We start from the raw sequence: 20,309 nt of genomic DNA on the forward strand, positions 1-20,309 counted from the left end.
TTATTCCCCCTCTACCTTTTGTTGTACAATCTCTACTTCATCCGGACGATATACGGCTTGCAGTTGTCCGGCAGCATCTGTGGCAAACAGCACGGAGCGATTCTTCTCCAACAGGAACGTATAGAGGACTCCTGTACGCGTATCTCTGACTTTCACCTCATGATCCAAAGCGAACTCTGATACAAATACGTACAGATTCCCTTTCGGGAAGCTCAGCTTCCGGCCATAAATCCCTGCCAGATCACCGCCAGATATCCATTCCAGTTCATTCTCAATGCCAGCCACTTCTGACGCATATCGATACAGGTCAGCCAGCGGTTCATCTCTACCGTTCAGCTCCAGCGGCAGCGGGCTCCAGATCAACTTGCCTTTGCCTAATGGCAGTACGACTACTTCATCAGGTGTATGATTCTTCGCATGAAGCAGCGTTTCCTTCGCCACCTCGGCAATTCGGCGACGACCATACGTGACGCGGTGATTCATCCCGTTAATATTCAGCATTTCTTCTCGCTGTACGTTGCCCAGACTGCGCTGGCCGACAAGATGATCTGCCCGATCACTTCTCTTCCAATAAGCATCCAACCCAAGCGGCCCGGTAATAAGCAGTGTAGCTCCTTCATTTTCCGCGAAGTTCAGCAGCTCGCTTAAGGCATCGCTATCTATGTTATGCGGACTCGGAACCATGATCAGCTTCGGTGGTTGCTGCTTCAACGCTTCCAGATGATACTCGGATACAGCCCGGAATGGCTGATTCAGCTCATAGGCCATCACACGGGTTAATTTTGTCGTTGCGTCGTAAGCCAGGGAACGGTTCGAGAAATCGTTGGAATACGGGAAGACCACCGCAATTTCCTCCAGCTCGCGATCGGTAAACAGGTCTCGGATCTGCTCCATGAATCGGCCAAAATCGTAAGACACATCGGCCTCAGGTTTTTCCGTACCGTCCGCTCGTAGCGCTCCGATATGAGATTCATTGGCATTATCCATATAGAAGTTGGTATTCCAGATCCATTGCACGGCTCCGGCACCGCCTGTTGAGAAGGCATACGCGTATTTGCGCTCCAGAATGCTGTGAAGCTCTTCCTCTGTGCGTTTAGCACGGCCATCCGGAGTTTCCACATACATGATGCCTGTCTCCTGAATGAGATTTGGTTTATGTGGTGTTTTGGCGAAAATGCCATCCCAGATCAGGTCATCGTTGAGCCACCAGGAATGCACGGTTGTATAATCCACTTCCCGCTCATAGAAGAACGGTGAAGGCCGCTGTGCTCCGAGAGCTTCATCCTGCCCCACGGTAACCAGATGATGGGGAACGAGATCCTTGATCGTGCCTACAAGCTCTCTCGCCCAAACATTATGCATCTCCATGGAAAAGAGACAATAATCGAGCCAGCGTGTTCCTTTTTTAGCCTTGTGCATGTCCTGTACATCGAAATTGATCTCTTCCGGTTCAGGAATGACTGCTGCGGTAAAGTTCGGGAGCTGTTTAGGTGACATGTTCCATGCCTCCTGCAACGCTTCAATCGTCTGATGCCGCTGCTGAAGCCACTCGATAAACGCCTGCTGCTCATATGAATCTCGTGCCGAACGTGGCCCATCGGAGAATATGCGCACAGGATCAAACATCGACGGTTCATTAATCAAGTCCCAGTCCACATGTGTGGAATGTCTGTGACGACTAACAATGCTGCGAATGAATCGTTTCTGTGCATCTACGCTCTGCGGGTCCAAATATGGATTCGTTCCTTCCCACGTCTCAGGTGTAAAGGAGAAAAAGGTGAATGTTACTTGAAGGCCATGCCGTTTTGCCGTTAACAGGAACGCATCAATGGCGCGCAGTACATCCTCGGACATGTGACCATCCACCTGCATCATGTTGCGATAGGCAGTCCAGATTCCGGTCCGAATCCAGTTAATACCGGCTTTCGCCATCTGTGCCATATCCCGATCCCATACATCCGCATTGGGAAGGAACAGGAATTTCCGTGCCACGTCTGAGGTCATGTAGGTCATACCAACAACAGGCAGCGGACGACCGTCTTTGATAAAATAATCTCTGCTGCGTGTAATGACTTCACCTTCTGCCAACAAGGCTGCGTCCTGCCCCCAGAAACCTTGTCGCAGGATACGAACTTCTCCATCAGGTGCCTGCACACGACTCACAATTCGGTACAGCCCGCTCTCGATTGGAACCGGAAGAAGTAGGCGTTCAAAACGCTGCTCGCTGGAAATTTCCATCTCCAGGTGATGATTCCATACCTTCTCTACCGTGCCGTTGGTGCGATTCTCCCGTTCAACCGTCAAATCAAACGTCCACACCTCAGGCTCACTTCTTCTGCTGCCTGCACGCTGTAGAATTTGGGTTTGGAGGATCAGTGAAGCTCGTTCACCCGGTTCATACGAAGCATAGTTCGGCTTCAGAGATAGCTCGGTCACACCTTTGGCGCAATACCGCGCCCAATTCACCATTTCAGCTGCTCCGTTCTGTTCCCAGAAGGTAGCTGTCAGAGGCAGATGCACAAACAGCCAGCGTGAACCGGCAAACGTACTGCGGGAGTTTTCCCACAATACGATTGGGGCAGCGATGTTACGACCATCCTTGGTGCGACCTCGGAGCAGCGGAGAAATCTGCGTGCTCATCGGACCTGAAGAACCCATCTGGTGTGGCAAATCACTTGTTTTGGTTGTATGGGGTACCAGATTCCACGTATCCGCACTCTCAAACATTCCCTCCTTGCCTGCAAGAAGTGGAATATCTTCTGATGAAATTAGTGAATCCACTTTGGCTGCGGATACTTTTAATGCCTCATGAATGTAAAGTTCCTGGTGATACGCCGTTTGTTCCGACTCGGAAACCCATGCCCCATTCTCATGACGAACAGGACATTTGAAAGGTGCACCCCCGACGCTGATCAGGCTTCCGCCCTGATGAAGAAAAGCTGCAATTTCGGTCCAAGCGGATTTTGGAAAATAAGGCGCATGTAAGTTCACGAAACATCCGTCACCTGCCGTTGTGCTCAAAGCCGAAGCCAATTCACCCGCGCCCACAACGATGATCTCTTCCGATGCTTTCCATGCATCAAGAGCACCTTGCGTTGGCAAAGTGCCTTCCACCGGAAACGCTGGATCAGAGAAAATAATCAGCCTGGTTCTCTTCACCTGTGCGCTACTCATAGCAAACCATCCTTCATGGATTTATAGACCAACTGGGAGAACAAACTGTTGGACCAAGCAAACCATTTTCTCGTAAAAATCGTCGGATCATCGGCATGGAAACCTTCATGCATATATCCTGTATCTGCATCCGTTGCTTCCAGCATCCGAATGATTTCTAGCTTCTCTTCAGCAGACTGTGCCGTCAATCCTTGCATGGACAGACCCATATGCCAGATGTAATCCGGCGGTGTATGCGGGCTGCCGATTCCTTTGGCAACTTTGCCTTCATAGTAGAACGGATTCTCTTTGCTGAGCGCAAAACGTCTCGTATTCTGATAGATCGGATCATCCGCCGTGACGTAACCAAGATAAGGAATGGACATCAGTCCCGGTGTACCTGCATCATCCATCAAGCAGTAGTTGCCGAAACCATCCGTCTCATAAGCATAGATCGGACCGAATTCAGGATGACGGTAAATACCGTACAGCTGAATACCATGATCTACTTCCGCCTCCAGATCCTTAAGCTCCTGCAGGAACTCCATGTCCCGGAATACCCACTCCGCGAACTCCTGCATCTGACGCAGGGCAACGACGGCAAACATATTGCCTGGAATGTTGTAATGGAAATCGCACGCATCATCACTGGAACGGAAACCGGACCAGATCATGCCTGTGTAATTGACGGGCATGCCTCGTCCGTTATTACGGATTGAATCCGTAGCAATGCCGTTATTGCGGGTAAAGCTGTATGGTGATTTCTCCATGTGATGCTGCTCCACCCGGAACAAATCCACGATTTTGCGCATGGCGGCTTTGAAGCTGGAATCGAAAATATCCGTCAGTTCGGTTTCTTTCCAATATAAATAAGCGAGACGCACGACAAAGCACAAGGAATCAATCTCGAATTTGCGCTCCCACACCCAAGGTGACATCTCGGTTACGTCGGTGGTGTTCCAGTGCCAGTCATTGGCTGTCTCATTGAAGGCATTCGCGTACGGATCAATATGAACGTACTGGATGTGGCGCTTAATCAGGCCGCCGATAATGCGTTGCAGGTCCTGATCTTCCTTGGCAAAGGGAATATAATGCACCACTTGCTCCACGGAATCACGCAGCCAGGAAGCTGGAATATCGCCAGTGATGACAAAGGTCGTGCCGTCATCCATTAATTTCGTTGTTGTTTCAATCGTATTGGGAAAACAGTTCTTAAATAGCTGAAGCAGCTTCGGTCGATGCGCCAGCTTCTGCTCCACTTCTTCCATTACAGCCTGAACAGCTTGTGGCAATGCAACAGGTGGCATTGGTATTTTGGGTAGTCTGAATTGTTCCATGAATGAGTGCGCTCCTTAAACAAATTGAATGGTGTAGCCATAAAGATCAGCTGAGAACATTCACACTAGCCACTACGATGACAGAATAACCTTCCGATCGCTGTTATCCCCAGATTTTTTGACTTCCTTCTCCAAAAGGTAAAATCCGGGGATAAAGGCATAGCATATGCTTTCGATGTAGCTTTCTTTCAGAAAGCTTTTAGCTTACGCTTCTTCAGGTTATTTCTGCCCTCTCCGTTATCGTGTACATGTTTTAGTTCATCTTACATAGCTCAAAATATATCAAAAAGGTTTACCGTAGTAGCACGGTTTTTATTTCGTAAGGTTTAAAAGACAATGTAATCTGACCATTGGTACTGGCCAGCGGTTCGCCTGCTTCTTCCAAAGCATTGGAGAGACAAGCTTGTTCAAATGCATGCGGCCATTGCAGCGTCACACGTTCACGTGTGCCCGAAGATTCATAGAAACGTAGCACCGTACCGCGTCCATCCTCTGCCATTTTGACCGTATCCAAAATGACATGGCTGCTATCGAATTCAATCCATGCTCCTGATGCCGGGCGTACGCCTTCGTTCTGCTCTACCTGATGCACAGGCACTTCATGGTTCAATTCGGCTGCCTGACGTACCGTATGTGCACTTCTCCAGTCGCCTTCATGTGGATACAGGGAATAGGTGAAGTCATGTTCTCCAATATCCGCAGTCCGGTCAGGCCATCTCGGTGCACGCAACAAGGAAAGGCGAATCGTGCTTCCCTGTACGTCGTATCCGTATTTGCAATCATTGAGCAGACTAACGCCATATCCGTACTCCGCGACATCTGTGAAGCGGTGTCCGCACACTTCATACTGAGCCTGTTCCCAACTCGTGTTGCGATGGGTCGGACGCTCCAATGCACCGAATGGAATTTCATAGGTCGCTTTGGAAGTCATTACATCGATCGGGAAACCCACTTTGAGTAATTTATGATCTTCATTCCAGCTTACATGGGTCTTAAAATCAATCCGTCGATTGTCATGATAGAACACCATATCCTGCGTAATCACAGACTGGTGAAGCTTCCACCGAAAACGCAGTACGTCCTTCGTAGTGCCTGCCAGAACCAGTTTCTTCTCCACAAGCTCCACTTCTCCAGCAACCTGAGCCTCATAACGGCTGTCGATATCCCAGGCATCCCAGAGCGTCGGACGGTCATGGAAAAAGTAAAATTGATTGCCACGTTCACCCGGCTTCAGAATCTCGCGTTCTGCTGTCTTGTCCCACAAGCGGGATATCTCGCCACGATCGTTAAACTGCACATAGTAATACGCGGTTTCCCATGTATCTGTAAAGTTCTTTTGCCCGGCAATGCTCGTCATTTCCCGTACATTCATTTCCCTTGCATTTTCCGGTACGAGCCAAATTGTCTTATGCCCAAACGCTGGAATGTCCGTCACCAGAACCGAAATTTGGCTATCTTCCCGATCCATGCGCAAGCGCTGACCTTCTTCATCTATTACGTAACGATCGAATCCATCGTGCATTTGAAGTTGAACAACTTCACTTCGAGTCCAGCCGAGACTGTTAAACACAACATAAGGTACAGAACCCTCTGGCCCCTGGGTGTTAATTCCCTTCGTCAATGAGGAAATCCCTTGATTCAACCCTGCTTTACCCAATTCAAATACCCGGACATATTCCTCGTCTGAGGTTACATACGATTCCGTAATGGCCGAGCCAGGGATAATATCATGAAATTGATTCAGCAAAATCAGCTTCCAGCCATCATGCAGCGAAGATCGTACTTCCGCTTCCTGCTGCGGCTCCATATCCGGCAGGGCAAGTGTGTTCCAGAGCTCCGCTTCACGATAAAGCACTTCAGCCTTCCGGTTGTTGCGCTTATTGCGGCCATGGGTCGTGTAGGTCCCCCGGTGAAGCTCCAGATACAAGTCGCCATGCCACTTCGGAAGATCAGGCTGCGCCTTCTCAATTCCGTCAAAAAAGGCTCCGGCGGTACTATAACCATTCTTCGGTTGGCCCACCATCAACTCGGAACGATCCACGTACTCCAACATCTCTCGCGTCACTCCGCCACCACCATCCCCATGCCCATACAGAAGCATATGCTCAGGATGCGCCGCCTTCTCGCGGTAAGACTGCCAATGATCATGAATGTCCTTCGGCAGCGTATGCTCGTTGACACCATGATTGAGATAAGACAGGATGGACGTGCCATCAATGCCTACCCAGTGGAAAAGATCATATGGAAACACGTTCGTATCATTCCACCCGAGCTTGGTCGTCATGAAATACTCCACATTGCCATGCTTCAAAATCTGAGGCAGGGAAGCACAATAACCAAATGTATCTGGCAGCCATTCAATCTGAGATGTTTTGCCGAACTCCTCCATATAAAAGCGCTGACCATATAACATCTGACGAATCAGGGATTCACCGCTCGGAATGTTCAGATCCGGCTCAACCCACATCCCGCCAACCAGTTCCCAGCGTCCTTCGGCAATGCGCTTCTTCACCCGTTCATATAGCTCGGGATCATGTTCCTTCAGAAAAGCATACAGCAAAGGCTGGCTCTGGGAATAAACATAATCGGGATATTCATTCATGAGTGCATCCACCGTGGAGAATGTACGACTGGTCTTGCGCACCGTCTCACGTACAGGCCACAGCCAGGCAATATCGATGTGCGATTGCCCCACCATATGCTCCAAGCCTTCGGCGTTTCCACCAATCTCTCGCACTTCATGGATCAATCTTTCTTCGATGTTGTGGATGTCATTCCCCTGCTTGACAGCCTCTTCTGTCAGACCTACGAATTGATCCATCGCCCGATAGATCGCTTCCAGCAGGCGCACACGGCGGAAATCACTTTCCGGCAGCAGCACTGCGGAATCACGCACAATTATGACCGTGTACATCAGGCTGCGAACAGGTTCATTCGGTCGCACCAACAAACTGCTGATGGATGTAATCGGCGGCTGAATAACCGCCTGTTGGTTCAGTGGATCTACAGGCTCGGGTACCGGATCAAATAACTCAATCTCTAGCTCAGGCTGAGCACCTATTCGGGAAGGGTCGAGCGTTACATACGTATGATTACGATCCAGCCCCTGATAGGAATGTCCATTTACCCGAAGCAAGCCTTCCCCACCGGATTCAAATACAAGTCCGTATGGCTCCTGCTGCCAGGATGCAGGCACTTCCAGACGTGTACGGAAGAAATAAGTCGTTCCCTGATCACTCGGAAAACGATTCAACCCTTCACCTTCTGGATAAGCCTTTTGATCCTCGTATTGTCCTGGCACTTTATAATAAGCGCGGATGATGTCCCAACTGCGTAGCTCCATTTGCTCCAACCACTGACGTTCGGACAACTCGCGAATAAATCGTCTGATGCGTTCCATTTCCTTACGCCTCCTCTACGGTCAGCTCGGCGAACTGCGTATCGTTCACATGTCTTCCGATATGAATATGGAATTGACCTGGTTCAACGACAGGTGTGAGATCACGACCGATATATTGCAGCTGCTCTGCTCCAATATGGAAGGCTACCGTCTTCGTCTCTCCAGGTTCCAAATTCACTTTTGCAAACCCCTTTAGCTCTTTGGCTGGACGAGCGACTCGACTGACCACGTCAGATACATACATCTGTATGACTTCTGCGCCTCTGCAAGCCCCCGTATTAGTGACCTCCACCGATACGGTGACTGTCTCGTCTGCCTTCATCGACTCTGTACTCAGCTCCGGCTCACTGTAATTAAAAGTAGTATAGCTAAGCCCATATCCGAATGGATAACGAGGCTCCAAATCCTCTTCCAAATAACGCTTGCCGCGTGAACGTTTGCCATTGTAGTAAATCGGTAACTGACCCACATGCTTCGGAATGGATATCGTCAGTTTGCCGGACGGATTTACTTCGCCGAATAAAATATCCGCAATGGCATGCCCACCCTCTTGGCCTGGATACCAAGCTTCCAGAATGGCATCGGCATGTTCATCCACCCAAGGCTCGGTAATGGGCCGACCGTTGATATATACAATGACAAGTGTTTTGCCAAGCTCGTGAATCTCCTGAATCAGCTCCAGCTGGACTCCGGCGAGTCCAAGCGTCATGCGGTCAATGCCTTCTCCACACTCCATGTCATTCCATGAGTTATCGGACACATTGGAAGCGCCTGTCTTCAGATCGATCGTTCCTTCACCAAAATCACGGGCACTTGAGCCGCCAACGACCATGATGACCGTATCGGCCTGACGTGCAGTTTCTATCGCGTGCTCGAACCCTTCTCTCGAATCACCCTTGATGCGGCAACCCGGTGCATACAGCACCCGGGCTTCACCATTCGATTGTCCATCTGAGTCCTCCTCCGCGTACCCACGCTCACTTACGGCAAGCTTACTGCGGATGCCATCCAGCACCGTAGCCACTTTGGATTTCGGTTGGGGGGATGTATAATCGCCCAACTGGTTATAAGCTTGGTCTGCATTAGGACCAATAACAGCAATTCGGCCCGCTGTTGCCGTCGACAGAGGCAGAGCAGCAGCTTCATTTTTGAGCAAGACCACACCTTCTGAAGCCAATTGGCGTGCCAGTTGAATATGCTCTGCACTGCCAATGACCTCTGCTGCTCGATCAGCATCCACATAAGGCTGCTCGAATAGTCCCAGCTTGAATTTCAGTGCCAGCACGCGGCGGACAGCCTGATCCAGTACATGCATTTCAAGCTTGCCTTCCGAGATCGCCTGCACCAGATATTGTCCAAACATCTCACCGGACATTTCCATATCAATCCCTGCCTGAATGGCCTGTACGGATGCTTCCAATCCATCTGCTGCCACATCATGCCCACTTGCGAGCATGTTAATGGCACCGCAGTCCGTAATCACCAAACCGTCAAAGCCCCAGTCTTTTCGCAGAACGTCATCCAGCAGTTCCGTATTAACCGTACACGGGATACCGTCGATTTCGTTATACGCCGGCATAATGGATTGAGCGCCTGCTTCAACAGCTTTGCGGAACGGATACAGATCTACTTCCAGCAGCTCACGCCAGCCCATGTGCACCGGTCCCGCATTGCGTCCACCTTCCGAGCTTCCATAACCGACAAAGTGTTTCAGTGTAGCCGCGACCGCATCCTCTTGGTCCAAACGCTCGCCTTGAAGTCCTTGCACGGATGCAACAGCCAGTTCGCCAATGAGATACGGGTCTTCACCAAAGCATTCCTCGGTACGCCCCCAACGTGGATCACGTACAACATCCAGCACCGGAGAATAGGTTACCGCACCGCCTTGAGCACGCGTCTCGCGAGCGACTGCCCGGCACATGTCACGGTACAGATCCACGTTCCAGGTACTTCCCAAGAGCAAGGGAACCGGATAGACCGTTCCGTCAATCGCCATATGTCCGTGTGAGCACTCCTCTCCGATCAGAATGGGAATTCCCAGTCTGGAATGCTCTACAGCATGGCGCTGAATGAGGTTTACTGCTTCTGCCCCTTCTCTGGCAGACAGTCCATTTTCAAGCGTAACACCCGTCCATGGATCTGCACGAAGTGCACCATACAGGGAGCCTACACCCCCGTTTTCCACCTGCTGCTTAAAGGATTCATTCAACGTGATGTTTCCCTGATCATTCGTATATGTCTGCCAGCCAAAAGGCTGGATGAGCTGACCCGCCTTTTCCTCCGTCGTCATTAAGCTCAGCAGATGTTCTACTCGCTCTTCCACGGAGTTGCTTTTATCCTTATATATCATCATCCTTCGATGCCTCCATCTGTAGAAGTGATTTGGTTACTCTTTGACAGCTCCGACCGTCAGACCCTGTACAAAGTAACGCTGGAAGAACGGATAAGCGAAAATAATCGGCAACGTGGCGAGAACCACCATAGCCATCCGTGAAGTATCCTGCGGGATGGATTGCATCGCCGCCAGACTCATCGAGCTGTTCGCCGAGTTCTGCTGAATGAACTGGATGCTGGACTCGATCCGCATCAGCATCGATTGCAGCGGTACGAGGTTGGGATTATCGATATATAACAGCGCATTGAACCAATCGTTCCAGTAACCTAGCGTACTGAACAAGCCGATCGTCGCCAGCCCTGGCAGCGATAATGGAATAACAATTTTCAGGAACGTATAAAATTCTCCGGCTCCATCAATTCTCGCGGATTCAATGACTGCATCCGGCACACTGGTTGAATAGAACGTACGCAGGATCATGATATAGAAGGCATTCATTGCGAGTGGCAGGATCAGTGCCCATACGGTATCTTTTAATCCAAGAAGCTGGGACACGACCATATAGGTCGGGATCATCCCGCCGTTAAACAACATGGTCAGAATGGCAAATATGGAGAAAAATCTCCGATAACGGAAGCTCTTGCGGGAAATCGCATAAGCGTACAATGACATTAGAATTAAACTGACAATGGTACCCAGTACCGTGACCAAAATAGTGACCCCGTACGCACGCAGCAGCGTGTCTCCACTCTGCCACACAAACTGATAGGCTGCGAGACTCCACTCTGCCGGAATGAGTCGATACCCGTCACGGGCCAGTACCTTCTCGTCCGTGAGCGAGATGATGACCACAAACACAAAAGGAAATACACAAATCAAAGCGAATAGACCGGCTATAATGTTCATAATTACGTTCCAGCCGTTGGATACATGATGGAAGTCGCGTTTTTTTACGAGTTGAGCCACAGTGGTTCACTCCTTTCCCTTATCCTAGAATAGGCTGCTATCTTTATCGATTTTGCGAACAACATAGTTGGAAATGATAACAAGCACGAAGCCCACAACGGATTGATACAATCCGGCAGCTGTACTCATGCCAATCTCACCGCTTGTTTTCAAGCCACGATACACATACGTATCAATAACATTCGTGACAGAATACAACGTACCTGAATCCCTTGGCACCTGATAGAAGAGACCAAAGTCGGCATAGAAGATACGACCTACGGCCAGCAGGGTCATAATAATGATGATGGGGGATAGCAACGGAATCGTTATGTTACGGATCTGCTGCCATTTATTGGCGCCATCGATCATCGCTGCCTCATACAGCGACCGATCAATCCCCAGAATGGAAGCCAGATAGACAATGCTGTTGTACCCGATGGTTTTCCATAAAGCTACGAACACCAGGATATACGGCCAGTACTTCGCTTCCGAATACCACTGAATGGGTTCCACACCGAACCAGCCAATAATTTGATTCAACATCCCCCGGTCCATGCTCAGGAAGCTGAACGCGAAGTAACCTACAATAACCCAAGACAGGAAATAAGGGAGGAACATACCTGTCTGATACAACTTGGCCAATCGTTTATTAATCAGTTCCGAGAGCAGAATTGCCAAACCTACAGCGAATACCAACCCCAAGAAAATAATGGCAATGTTATAAAAAAGTGTATTTCGAGTAATGAGCCACGCATCGTTGGTGCTGAACAGGAACTTGAAGTTGTCCCAACCCACCCATTCGCTCTTCATCAGACTGGCCCAGAAGCCTTCGCGACTGAAGCGATATTCCTTGAATGCTGCTACTGTACCTACCAATGGAAGGTAGGAGAAGAAGAAGAACCAGATAGCGCCTGGCAGCACCATGAACAGCATGACTCGGTTTCTAATCAAATTTTTCAAAAATGACGTCATATGGAGATCCTCCTTCAGGCTTGAATGAAAAAGGATCGGGCGCAACAAACAGCGGCCCGATCCCTGAATTTACCCTTACTTATTTGCCGCTCTCCAGGCATCAAGCTGGGTTTGGGCTTCAGCCATCACTTTTTCAAGTCCGGCTTGATTGAACTTCTCAATCACTTGCTCCAAATTGTTCTCTGGATCCAGCGTACCTGTCATCAATGCGGCCCAGTATTGCTCTTTGACATTCTGCACTGCTGTCAGTTCCGACGACACGTTACTTGAGTCAAAGTTAAAACTCAGAATTGGGGAATTTACACCCTCTGCATTAAACTTCTTGAACTCATCCCATTTGTTATCCGGGTCATTGTTGTTCAGATACAACAACATGTTGTTACCGAGGGAGTAAGAAGGCATATCGTAGTTCTTGGATTCAGCCAGATTTTCCATGTGCGTATCATCCACTTTTTTGTAGTGAACGCCCTCAATACCGGAATCGACCATATTGCGCAGCACTGGATCTGTATTCAGCAGGTTCAGGAACTCCATTGCTTTCTCCGGATATTCGGAGTTGGCCGAGATGGCCATGATCGAACCTTGTACAGACGTGTTAGTGATAATCGCGTCACTAGCTGGCGTGGAAACTACCGGATATCCGTAACTTGCCGACCATTGGTTGTCTGCGAGCGGTTGTGTCTGTGCACGATCCAGGAACCAGTTGCCTGATGTGGTCAGGTCATTGGTGGAACCTGTTGTTGCTGCCTCTGCCGACACATAACCAGCTTTGTAGTATTTGCTCATCGTTTTGAGTGCTGCTTTCATTTCCGGAGTATCCAGAATGTTCACAATCTTGTAATCCGTCGTATCCAGTTTGATTGCCATTGGCAAATTCTGAATGACGTAGTCATAAGGAACATAAGGAACGAAGTTTTTATCCATTCCAAATGGAGTCACACTTGGCTCATTTTCCTTGATTGTTTTGAGCAAAGGCTCCAGACTGTCTAACGTACGAATATTGGAGATGTCCATTTTGTATTTATCAAGCAGCGTTTTGTTGAAACGCCATACCTCTTGTTGAGGCAGTTCCTTGTTGGCCGGAATTCCGTAATTGTGTCCGTCTACTTTCGAACCGCTCAGGAATGCAGGATCAATGGTTTTAATGAGATCCTGACCGTATTTAGGGAGCAAATCATCCAGTTCCAGGAATGCGCCCTTTCTGGCATTTTGAACATAATCGAATCCGCCGGATGAGGTGAACAGGATGTCCATTGGCTCACCGGATGCTACGTTAACTTGCATCTTTTGCGGATAGTCACCCCAGTCAACCATTTTCATCGTTACTGTGGCATTGATTTTTTCTTTGGTGTACTTGCTGACTTCTTCCATCACTTTATTAACATCTTTCTGAGGGGTACCGATGGTGTACCAGATCAGCTCGACAGGATCCTCCCCTGCTTCCCCTGATTCTGAAGCATCCTTGCTTCCTCCACAGGCGCTAAGAACAAGTGTAACCGCCATCAACAATGCAAGTACGAGAGAAAAACTTTTTCTTTGTTTACTCATTTCCTTGATCCTCCCTTTTCGTGTTCCCTTTAGCTCTACAAACTAACTGCTTTAACCTTATCGAATGAAAGCATTTTCAAAAAGAAGATAAACTTAATATTTCGAGGTACAAATTAAAGAGAAATCAGTACTGATTCATTAATTTGTACCAATTTGAATGAATCGCTTACATAAAAAAGACATGCTGAGTAACATTTGGCACCAACTCCATTGCATGCCCTCCTGTCCCCAGAATGTCTCATCCATTTCAGTCCACTGGTCTAATCGTGATCCACTGGAAATTATCCAAAAACCTTAAAATCAGTAGGTGAAATTCCCACATACTTGCGGAACTGTTTATAGAAATATCCGGTCTCCCAGTACCCGACATTCCTTGCGATCTCATGTACTTTCAGATTCGAATTGCGCAGCTGTTCCTTGGCACGTTCAATCCGGTATTTATTGATATATTCGGCAAAAGTATCCCCCGTCTCCTTATGGAACAGTTGTCCTAAATATACCGGATGAAGATGGTAGTGAGCACCCAGCAGCTTCAGGGAAAGTTCTTCTGCGTAATGTTTGTCAATATGTTGAAGCACCTGGTTGACGATCGGATTCTTTAAATCCTGAAGCAGAGACTGAATCGTCTCCGAACCAACCTGCTGCAACGCCTGCACGAGTTCATCAAAGGTTCCGCTGTCCAGCACAAGGCGAAGTCCACGTTGGTAAATAGCCGATTCATCCGAATGTTTGATGCCCTCCAATTCCATCTTGAAGCGAATGACCACTTCCAGTGCGATGTTCTGCAACTCAGCCGGAGTAACTCCGTCGCGGTGCTGTTCAAAATCGACCCGAATTCGCTCCGCAAGCAGCTCTGCATTGCGGGATAGAATGAGCTTCGCGTACTCCTTCCAATCGATCGAGAAGGAAGAAGCAGAGCTTCCACCCTTCTCCAATATGGCATGATCGATCACTTTAAGATCAGGATAGATCATCACATACTGGAGCGCCTTTTTCGCCTCCTGATAGCTTGCAGGAGCATGGTGAAGCCCACGCATCAGACTTCCTGCACCAATCAGAACATCAGGATGTGTCTCACACAGCGCAGCGGATAATGCCTCAAGGCACTCCATAAATTTCTTTTTCTCGTCCTCACCTGCATGCACATTGGCAACAATGACAATGTCTCCATCAATGTCATGAAATATATTTACATTGGACTTATCCTTCAGCATGTCCTCCACTCGCTCAAACATGCCGGATGCTTCTCCTTTAGTGCGAAGTACTGCTACTGCAACATCAGGTGCATCCAGCGAAAGATTCAAGAACTGTGCCCGTTCCTCGAATTCCGTGGAGGCAATCTGTCCCGTCAACCATCGGTGAAGGATGTTGTCTTTCAGAATCTGAACACCATAAGCATCATCCGTTTGAGGAGACAACGTATGGTCCAGCTTGGAAGCCGTATTGCGAAGCGTGGATTCCAGCTCTTCCACATTAATCGGTTTGAGCAGGTAGTTTTCGATCCCCAGCTGCATGCCCTCTTTCAAATATTCAAACTCATTGAAACCACTAAGAATAATCACCTTGATGTCAGGCTGCAATTGCCTTGCTTCCCGAATCAGATCCAGACCATTCATGAATGGCATAGATATATCGGTAATCAGAATGTCCACAGGCTGCGCGGACAAGGCCTTTAATGCGGCCTGTCCATTGCCGGCATGGCTTACAATTTCCATATCGAACGATGACCAATCCAAAATATCGTACAAACCTTCAATGATGAACGGTTCATCATCCACAATAAATACCTTGTACATATTAAATACCTGTCCCTTCTGTATGAGGATAACGTACCCTGATCAGGGTACCTTCTCCGAGTGTACTCTCTATCGTGATACCGAATTCCGGTCCATACAGGAAACGCAAACGGGTGTGAACGCTGCGCAGTCCGAACATTTTACCCGACTCTTCCGGACGTTCCAGTTCTTCTAAAATTTCAGTCAGGCGTGCAGGCTCAATGCCTTTGCCATTATCTCTGACCTCTACCTGCAGAGCATCGCCCAGTTCTTCAACAACGATCGTTAATTGATTATCCGAACGTTCTGTCTGAATGCCGTGCACCACATAGTTCTCAATAATCGGCTGCAGGGATAGCTTGACTACTGGATGCTGATTATGCACAGGGTCCAACTGAATCGTGTACATAAAAATGTCCTTATACCGGATTCGGAACAATTCCAGATATAAACGGCAAGCTTCCATCTCATCCTTGAGCGTATAATTTTTCTTCTGTTGAACGAGGCTCTTGAATAACACCGATAAACTGTAGATCATCTCGCCGACATCCTTCGCCCCCTGCGAAATCGCCCTCATTCGGATGACTTCCAGCGTGTTATAGAGAAAGTGAGGATTAATCCGTGCCTGGAGAGCGACCAGTTCTGTCTCCTTTTGTTTGATCTCGGCTTTGTAGACACGTTCAATATATTGATTAAGTTCATCCAGCATATCGTTGAAACTGTGCGAGATCTGTCCGAGCTCATCATCACGGGCATCATCGATGCGTGCTGTCAGGTTGCCGTATTTCACCCTTTGGGTGAAACGAATAATTCTGCGGGTGCGTTTGGCAAAATTAATAATGAAAAACGCCGGAACCAGCACTGCAAACAGGATACATATGATGCTAATCGAAACGATTGTATTGCGTGTACCCGCATAGGCCTCAGCCATCTCATCCACAGGGACCGTGCCAACGACCACATATCCCTGATCTGCCGAGACAAACTTATTCACATACATATTTCTCTCCTTTTTCATCGAGTCCATATCCGTCTGATCAAACAGGGAATCGGCCACATTTATATACGGGTACTTTTTGCCGTAATAGTTACTGTTGGAATCGAACAATACTGTGCCTCTGGCTGACAGCACAACAATTTCTCCCTTAAGATTACTTTCATAACTATCCAAAGCGTTACCAATTCCCGCTGAGTCAAAGAACACAAGGAACTGACCCAAATTCCGAAGGGTCTGCGTATCGTTGATAGGCACCCGAATCGCATACAGCGCCGGGTCCCATTGATTAATTTCTTTGCGAATCCAATAGTTTGGTGCGCTGATATTCGGTGTCTCCATCGCCATCACGTCAGGAATATAGGAATGGGCCACATTGGTGTTTAGCTTTCTGAACTGCTTATGTTGATTGAAGGAGGACAGATCCTGCTGTTCGGCACTATATAACATCACTTGATTGATATCCGAATTGCGATCCATGATATTCTGAAAATGTTTCAGTACATCAGCTGAGTAATCATCCTGATTCGCATAATAGCCATTCGTCAGATGCTGTACATACTCGGCGTACGTGTGGTTCATCAGATAGGTGATATTGGACGATAACGCCTCATTCTGATGCATATCCCTCACCATGTTCTGCACCGATTCATACTGCTGATGAATATATCGGTCGACACTCTCCATCGCCGCTTTCTGGATCGCCAGCTCTCGGCGAATCGTGGCATCGGACACTGATAGGAAAATGATATAGGACAAGGTAATTATCGTTACAATCGAAATCATGGAGAAGATGAACAGCATCTTCATAAACATATTATTTTTAAAGAAATTTTTGTAAACGCTAACAATTTTCAAGTCACATGTTCCCTCCGATGCTGTTTTCCTGTCTAAAGTATATCATCTGCCTTCTGACATTAACTTGTCACCTAGAACTTTTCTTTATTTTATACCTATGTTTCTTTAATTTCGCCCTATTTGAAAATGCTTTCATGCCCTATCGTTAACCATAAGTTTATTTTTGTGTAAAAGAATACCTTACATTCATTCGACTTGAAGGAGGAACAGCATGACACGCAAACACAAACCCAAAGGCCTCATCCCCAAAGTAACCGCAATGGTTCTCACTTCGGCTCTGCTTGGACAAGTCATTGCCTCATCCGTTTATGCCGGAGACACGCTCCCTTACACAGGTGACAGCGCCAAGGGAGTAAATCAGCCTTATCAGCACGGCTACACCGCTGCCCAGATTCTGAATTGGACACCCGAAAGTGATATCCATGGTGATCTGCTTCGTGCTCATGTACCTTTGCAGCCACGTAATGATGCCTTTGCGGCCACGCAAGCATATCCCGAACTCAGCCCGGACACCCAGTTGTTTACGATGAGTGGCGATTACGGCAACGCGTTCTTTGACAGCACCCCTTACACGAATGAATTCAGCGAGTACCTCTTTAATTATTGGCAGTACACAGACTATTACAGCTATTGGCATGGTATGGCTTCTGCTGGTGTGCCTGAGGAATTGTATGACCCCAATAAGGAATGGACGGAAAAGTACTTTGAGTTTGGCATTTTGAACATTCCGAATCCGGCCTATACCAATGCCGCACACAAAAACGGTGTCCGTTCCATCGCCAACATCTTCTTCTCCGACAACGATCGCGGACCACAAACCTACAAGCAGATGCTTGTGCAGGATGAGAAAGGGAATTTCCCTGTCGCTGCAAAGCTGGTCGAGATGGCAAAGTATTATAATTACGACGGATACTTCTTCAATCAGGAAGAGGTTGCCAAAGGCGTTGCGCCTGAAGACATCGCTTCCTACAAGAAATTCATGAAGTATTTAAGAGACGAAGGACTATATGTTCAGTGGTATGACTCCACCATCAATACAACGGGCAAAATTCAATATCAGAACCAGTTTAACGGACTCAACAGTCCATTTGTGCAAGATTCTGCATTAGGCAGAGTCTCGGATTCGATCTTCCTGAATTACGTGTGGAACCATGACATGCTGCGTGATTCGCGCGATCATGCCCTAGGTTTAGGTCTTGACCCACTGGAAACGGTATTTGCCGGTGTCGAAGGTGGGAATGACCAGTTTGGCCGTTGGAAGCAGCTCTACGATCTGCGTAACAATCTGGACGAGAACGGTCAGCCGATGAACAGTATTGCAACGCTTGGTGCCGACTTTACCCATAATGCCCTGGATGAAGAAATGGGCGATGGCAGCACGAATCATAGAGCCGAAGACGAGTACCAATGGATGACCTTTGTGCGTGACCGCGCTTGGTGGTCAGGTCCAAATCAGGACCCAACCAATGCACGCCGTACGGCATCCGTCGATCTGTCCGATGTGTATGCTTCTGGTGCAAAGTGGGACGGCATCGCCGCTTATCTCACCGAACGCTCCGTTATTCACGGCTCCAATTTTGCGACCAACTTCAATACAGGCCACGGTCTGAGATATTATGAAGACGGAACCGTCTCCAATGCAACCGAATGGTCAAATATTAATATTCAAGATATCCCGGTCACCTGGCAGTGGTGGATGGATAGTCAAGGTGACAAACTCACTGTTGATTTTGACTATGGTCCAACCTATGAAAAAGGTGCTCGCTATACTTATGATTCCGTTGGTGCGTTCACTGGCGGCAGTTCTCTTGTCGTAAATGGAAGTCTGAATACGGACAATTTCCTGCGTCTGTACAAGACAGATCTGTCGATCAACGCCCAATCCAAACTTGAACTCACCTATAACAAACCATCTGTCAACGACGCTTCCTCCATGCAAGTTGGACTGATCTTCGAGGATGAACCGACCAAAGTGGTCAAAGTCAAAGTGCCAAATTCAGGTCAGCACACGTCAGGCTGGAAGACTACTTCACTCGATCTGAGTGCATACCAAGGGAAGACCGTTGCAGCTTTTGGTCTATCCTTCGACCCTAATGATACTACGATTGAGAATTATCAAATGAACATTGGTGAGATTCGTATATCCGACGGTTCTGCCGCCAAACCGAATGCGCCAACCGGATTCCATATTGCCAAAGCACTGACCAACACCGATGAGTTGGTTGTCGAATGGGATATGGAAGACTATTCGAAGGTTAAGCAATATAATCTGTATGAGAACGGCGCTTATGTCGGCGGCGTGTATGACTCCACATTTTATATTAAATCGCTCAAACATCCCGCTGGCGAACTGTCCATTCGTGCTGTAGGCGCAGATGGTACCGAGAGTGAAGCAACCGTCCTGTCCTATGATCTGAATACAGCTGTTCAGGACATTGATGTGAAATTCAAGAACAATGGCGATGCTATTGTCAGTTGGAAAAACCCAAAGAAGAACCCAGGTAAAGATCCGATCCAGCTTACACTCCAAACTGAGTACACGAAGGAACCTTTCACCAAGACACTTCAGGTCAAAAAAGGAAAACAGTCTGCCATTCTGACAGGCCTTCCGACCAATGGTGAACATTACGTCCTGGATATCGCCATTGGCAAACAGAATCCAGTCACTACGACCGGACAACTGACAGATACTCAGATTACACCATATGCCAAGGAAAAGGTTACGGTAAAGGATGGAAAGTACACCCTTGCATTGCCTGATTTGGAGGATTGGTACAAAATCTATGTCTATGAAAATGAGGTAGCACGCGAATTCGGAGTAACTTACGTTTCGCAGAAATTCCCTTATATCATTCGGGGCAGAACGAAGCTGAGTGAACTGACATTCACGCCTGCATCCAGCACCAGTTCCCTGAATCTCGTTATCGAAGATTATGCCGGCAATAAAGCAACGACGATTCTGCGATAAAAGATTCACAAAAAATCAATC

Annotated in this window: 10 protein-coding genes; 1 reads left to right on the top strand and 9 read right to left on the bottom strand. The window is 48.1% G+C overall.

Annotation, left to right across the window (positions count from 1 at the left end; translation table 11 throughout):
• From ACFVQB_RS25710 to ACFVQB_RS25750, 9 genes are all read right to left on the bottom strand, one after another.
• A complete protein-coding gene (locus tag ACFVQB_RS25710; protein ID WP_379446779.1) occupies positions 1-3,174 on the bottom strand; it encodes a beta-galactosidase in 3,174 nt (1,057 codons plus the stop codon).
• Positions 3,171-4,490 carry a glycoside hydrolase family 125 protein gene (locus tag ACFVQB_RS25715; protein WP_379446783.1) on the bottom strand — a complete coding sequence of 440 codons (1,320 nt, stop codon included), beginning with the start codon at positions 4,488-4,490 and terminating at the stop codon, positions 3,171-3,173. Before ACFVQB_RS25715 ends, ACFVQB_RS25710 begins: the two co-directional genes overlap by 4 nt.
• A 292-nt stretch (positions 4,491-4,782) precedes the next feature.
• Positions 4,783-7,890, bottom strand: a complete 3,108-nt coding sequence (locus ACFVQB_RS25720; RefSeq protein WP_379446787.1) for an alpha-mannosidase — start codon at positions 7,888-7,890, stop codon at positions 4,783-4,785.
• Positions 7,891-7,894: 4 nt separating this feature from the next.
• Positions 7,895-10,243 (bottom strand): glycoside hydrolase family 3 N-terminal domain-containing protein, encoded by a 2,349-nt coding sequence (locus ACFVQB_RS25725; protein ID WP_379446791.1) that lies wholly within the window; start codon positions 10,241-10,243, stop codon positions 7,895-7,897.
• Between the two features lie 33 nt (positions 10,244-10,276).
• Positions 10,277-11,131: a carbohydrate ABC transporter permease gene (locus ACFVQB_RS25730; RefSeq protein ID WP_379446879.1), complete on the bottom strand. Its 855-nt coding sequence runs from the start codon at positions 11,129-11,131 to the stop codon at positions 10,277-10,279.
• Positions 11,132-11,215: 84 nt separating this feature from the next.
• On the bottom strand, positions 11,216-12,145 hold the full coding sequence (locus ACFVQB_RS25735; protein ID WP_379446795.1) for an ABC transporter permease: 930 nt from the start codon (positions 12,143-12,145) through the stop codon (positions 11,216-11,218).
• 75 nt (positions 12,146-12,220) lie between these two features.
• Positions 12,221-13,693 (bottom strand): ABC transporter substrate-binding protein, encoded by a 1,473-nt coding sequence (locus ACFVQB_RS25740; protein WP_379446799.1) that lies wholly within the window; start codon positions 13,691-13,693, stop codon positions 12,221-12,223.
• 281 nt (positions 13,694-13,974) lie between these two features.
• On the bottom strand, positions 13,975-15,489 hold the full coding sequence (locus ACFVQB_RS25745; RefSeq protein ID WP_379446800.1) for a response regulator: 1,515 nt from the start codon (positions 15,487-15,489) through the stop codon (positions 13,975-13,977).
• Between the two features lies 1 nt (position 15,490).
• Positions 15,491-17,320, bottom strand: a complete 1,830-nt coding sequence (locus ACFVQB_RS25750; protein WP_379446801.1) for a sensor histidine kinase — start codon at positions 17,318-17,320, stop codon at positions 15,491-15,493.
• 211 nt (positions 17,321-17,531) lie between these two features.
• Here ACFVQB_RS25750 and ACFVQB_RS25755 point away from each other — a divergent pair, with 211 nt between their 5' ends.
• Complete coding sequence (locus ACFVQB_RS25755) at positions 17,532-20,288, top strand: endo-beta-N-acetylglucosaminidase (protein ID WP_379446802.1); 2,757 nt, start codon at positions 17,532-17,534, stop codon at positions 20,286-20,288.
• Positions 20,289-20,309 lie beyond the last annotated feature (21 nt).

It is taken from the genome of Paenibacillus sp. NPDC057886, assembly GCF_042796655.1.
Lineage (GTDB): Bacteria > Bacillota > Bacilli > Paenibacillales > Paenibacillaceae > Paenibacillus.

Excerpts from the sequence above, each read along its gene's own strand:
- ACFVQB_RS25710 (WP_379446779.1), bottom strand. The coding sequence starts at position 3,174 with ATGAGTAGCGCACAGGTGAAGAGAACCAGGCTGATTATTTTCTCTGAT.
- ACFVQB_RS25715 (WP_379446783.1), bottom strand. The coding sequence starts at position 4,490 with ATGGAACAATTCAGACTACCCAAAATACCAATGCCACCTGTTGCATTG.
- ACFVQB_RS25720 (WP_379446787.1), bottom strand. The coding sequence starts at position 7,890 with ATGGAACGCATCAGACGATTTATTCGCGAGTTGTCCGAACGTCAGTGG.
- ACFVQB_RS25725 (WP_379446791.1), bottom strand. The coding sequence starts at position 10,243 with ATGATGATATATAAGGATAAAAGCAACTCCGTGGAAGAGCGAGTAGAA.
- ACFVQB_RS25730 (WP_379446879.1), bottom strand. The coding sequence starts at position 11,131 with ATGAACATTATAGCCGGTCTATTCGCTTTGATTTGTGTATTTCCTTTT.
- ACFVQB_RS25735 (WP_379446795.1), bottom strand. The coding sequence starts at position 12,145 with ATGACGTCATTTTTGAAAAATTTGATTAGAAACCGAGTCATGCTGTTC.
- ACFVQB_RS25740 (WP_379446799.1), bottom strand. The coding sequence starts at position 13,693 with ATGAGTAAACAAAGAAAAAGTTTTTCTCTCGTACTTGCATTGTTGATG.
- ACFVQB_RS25745 (WP_379446800.1), bottom strand. The coding sequence starts at position 15,489 with ATGTACAAGGTATTTATTGTGGATGATGAACCGTTCATCATTGAAGGT.
- ACFVQB_RS25755 (WP_379446802.1), top strand. The coding sequence starts at position 17,532 with ATGACACGCAAACACAAACCCAAAGGCCTCATCCCCAAAGTAACCGCA.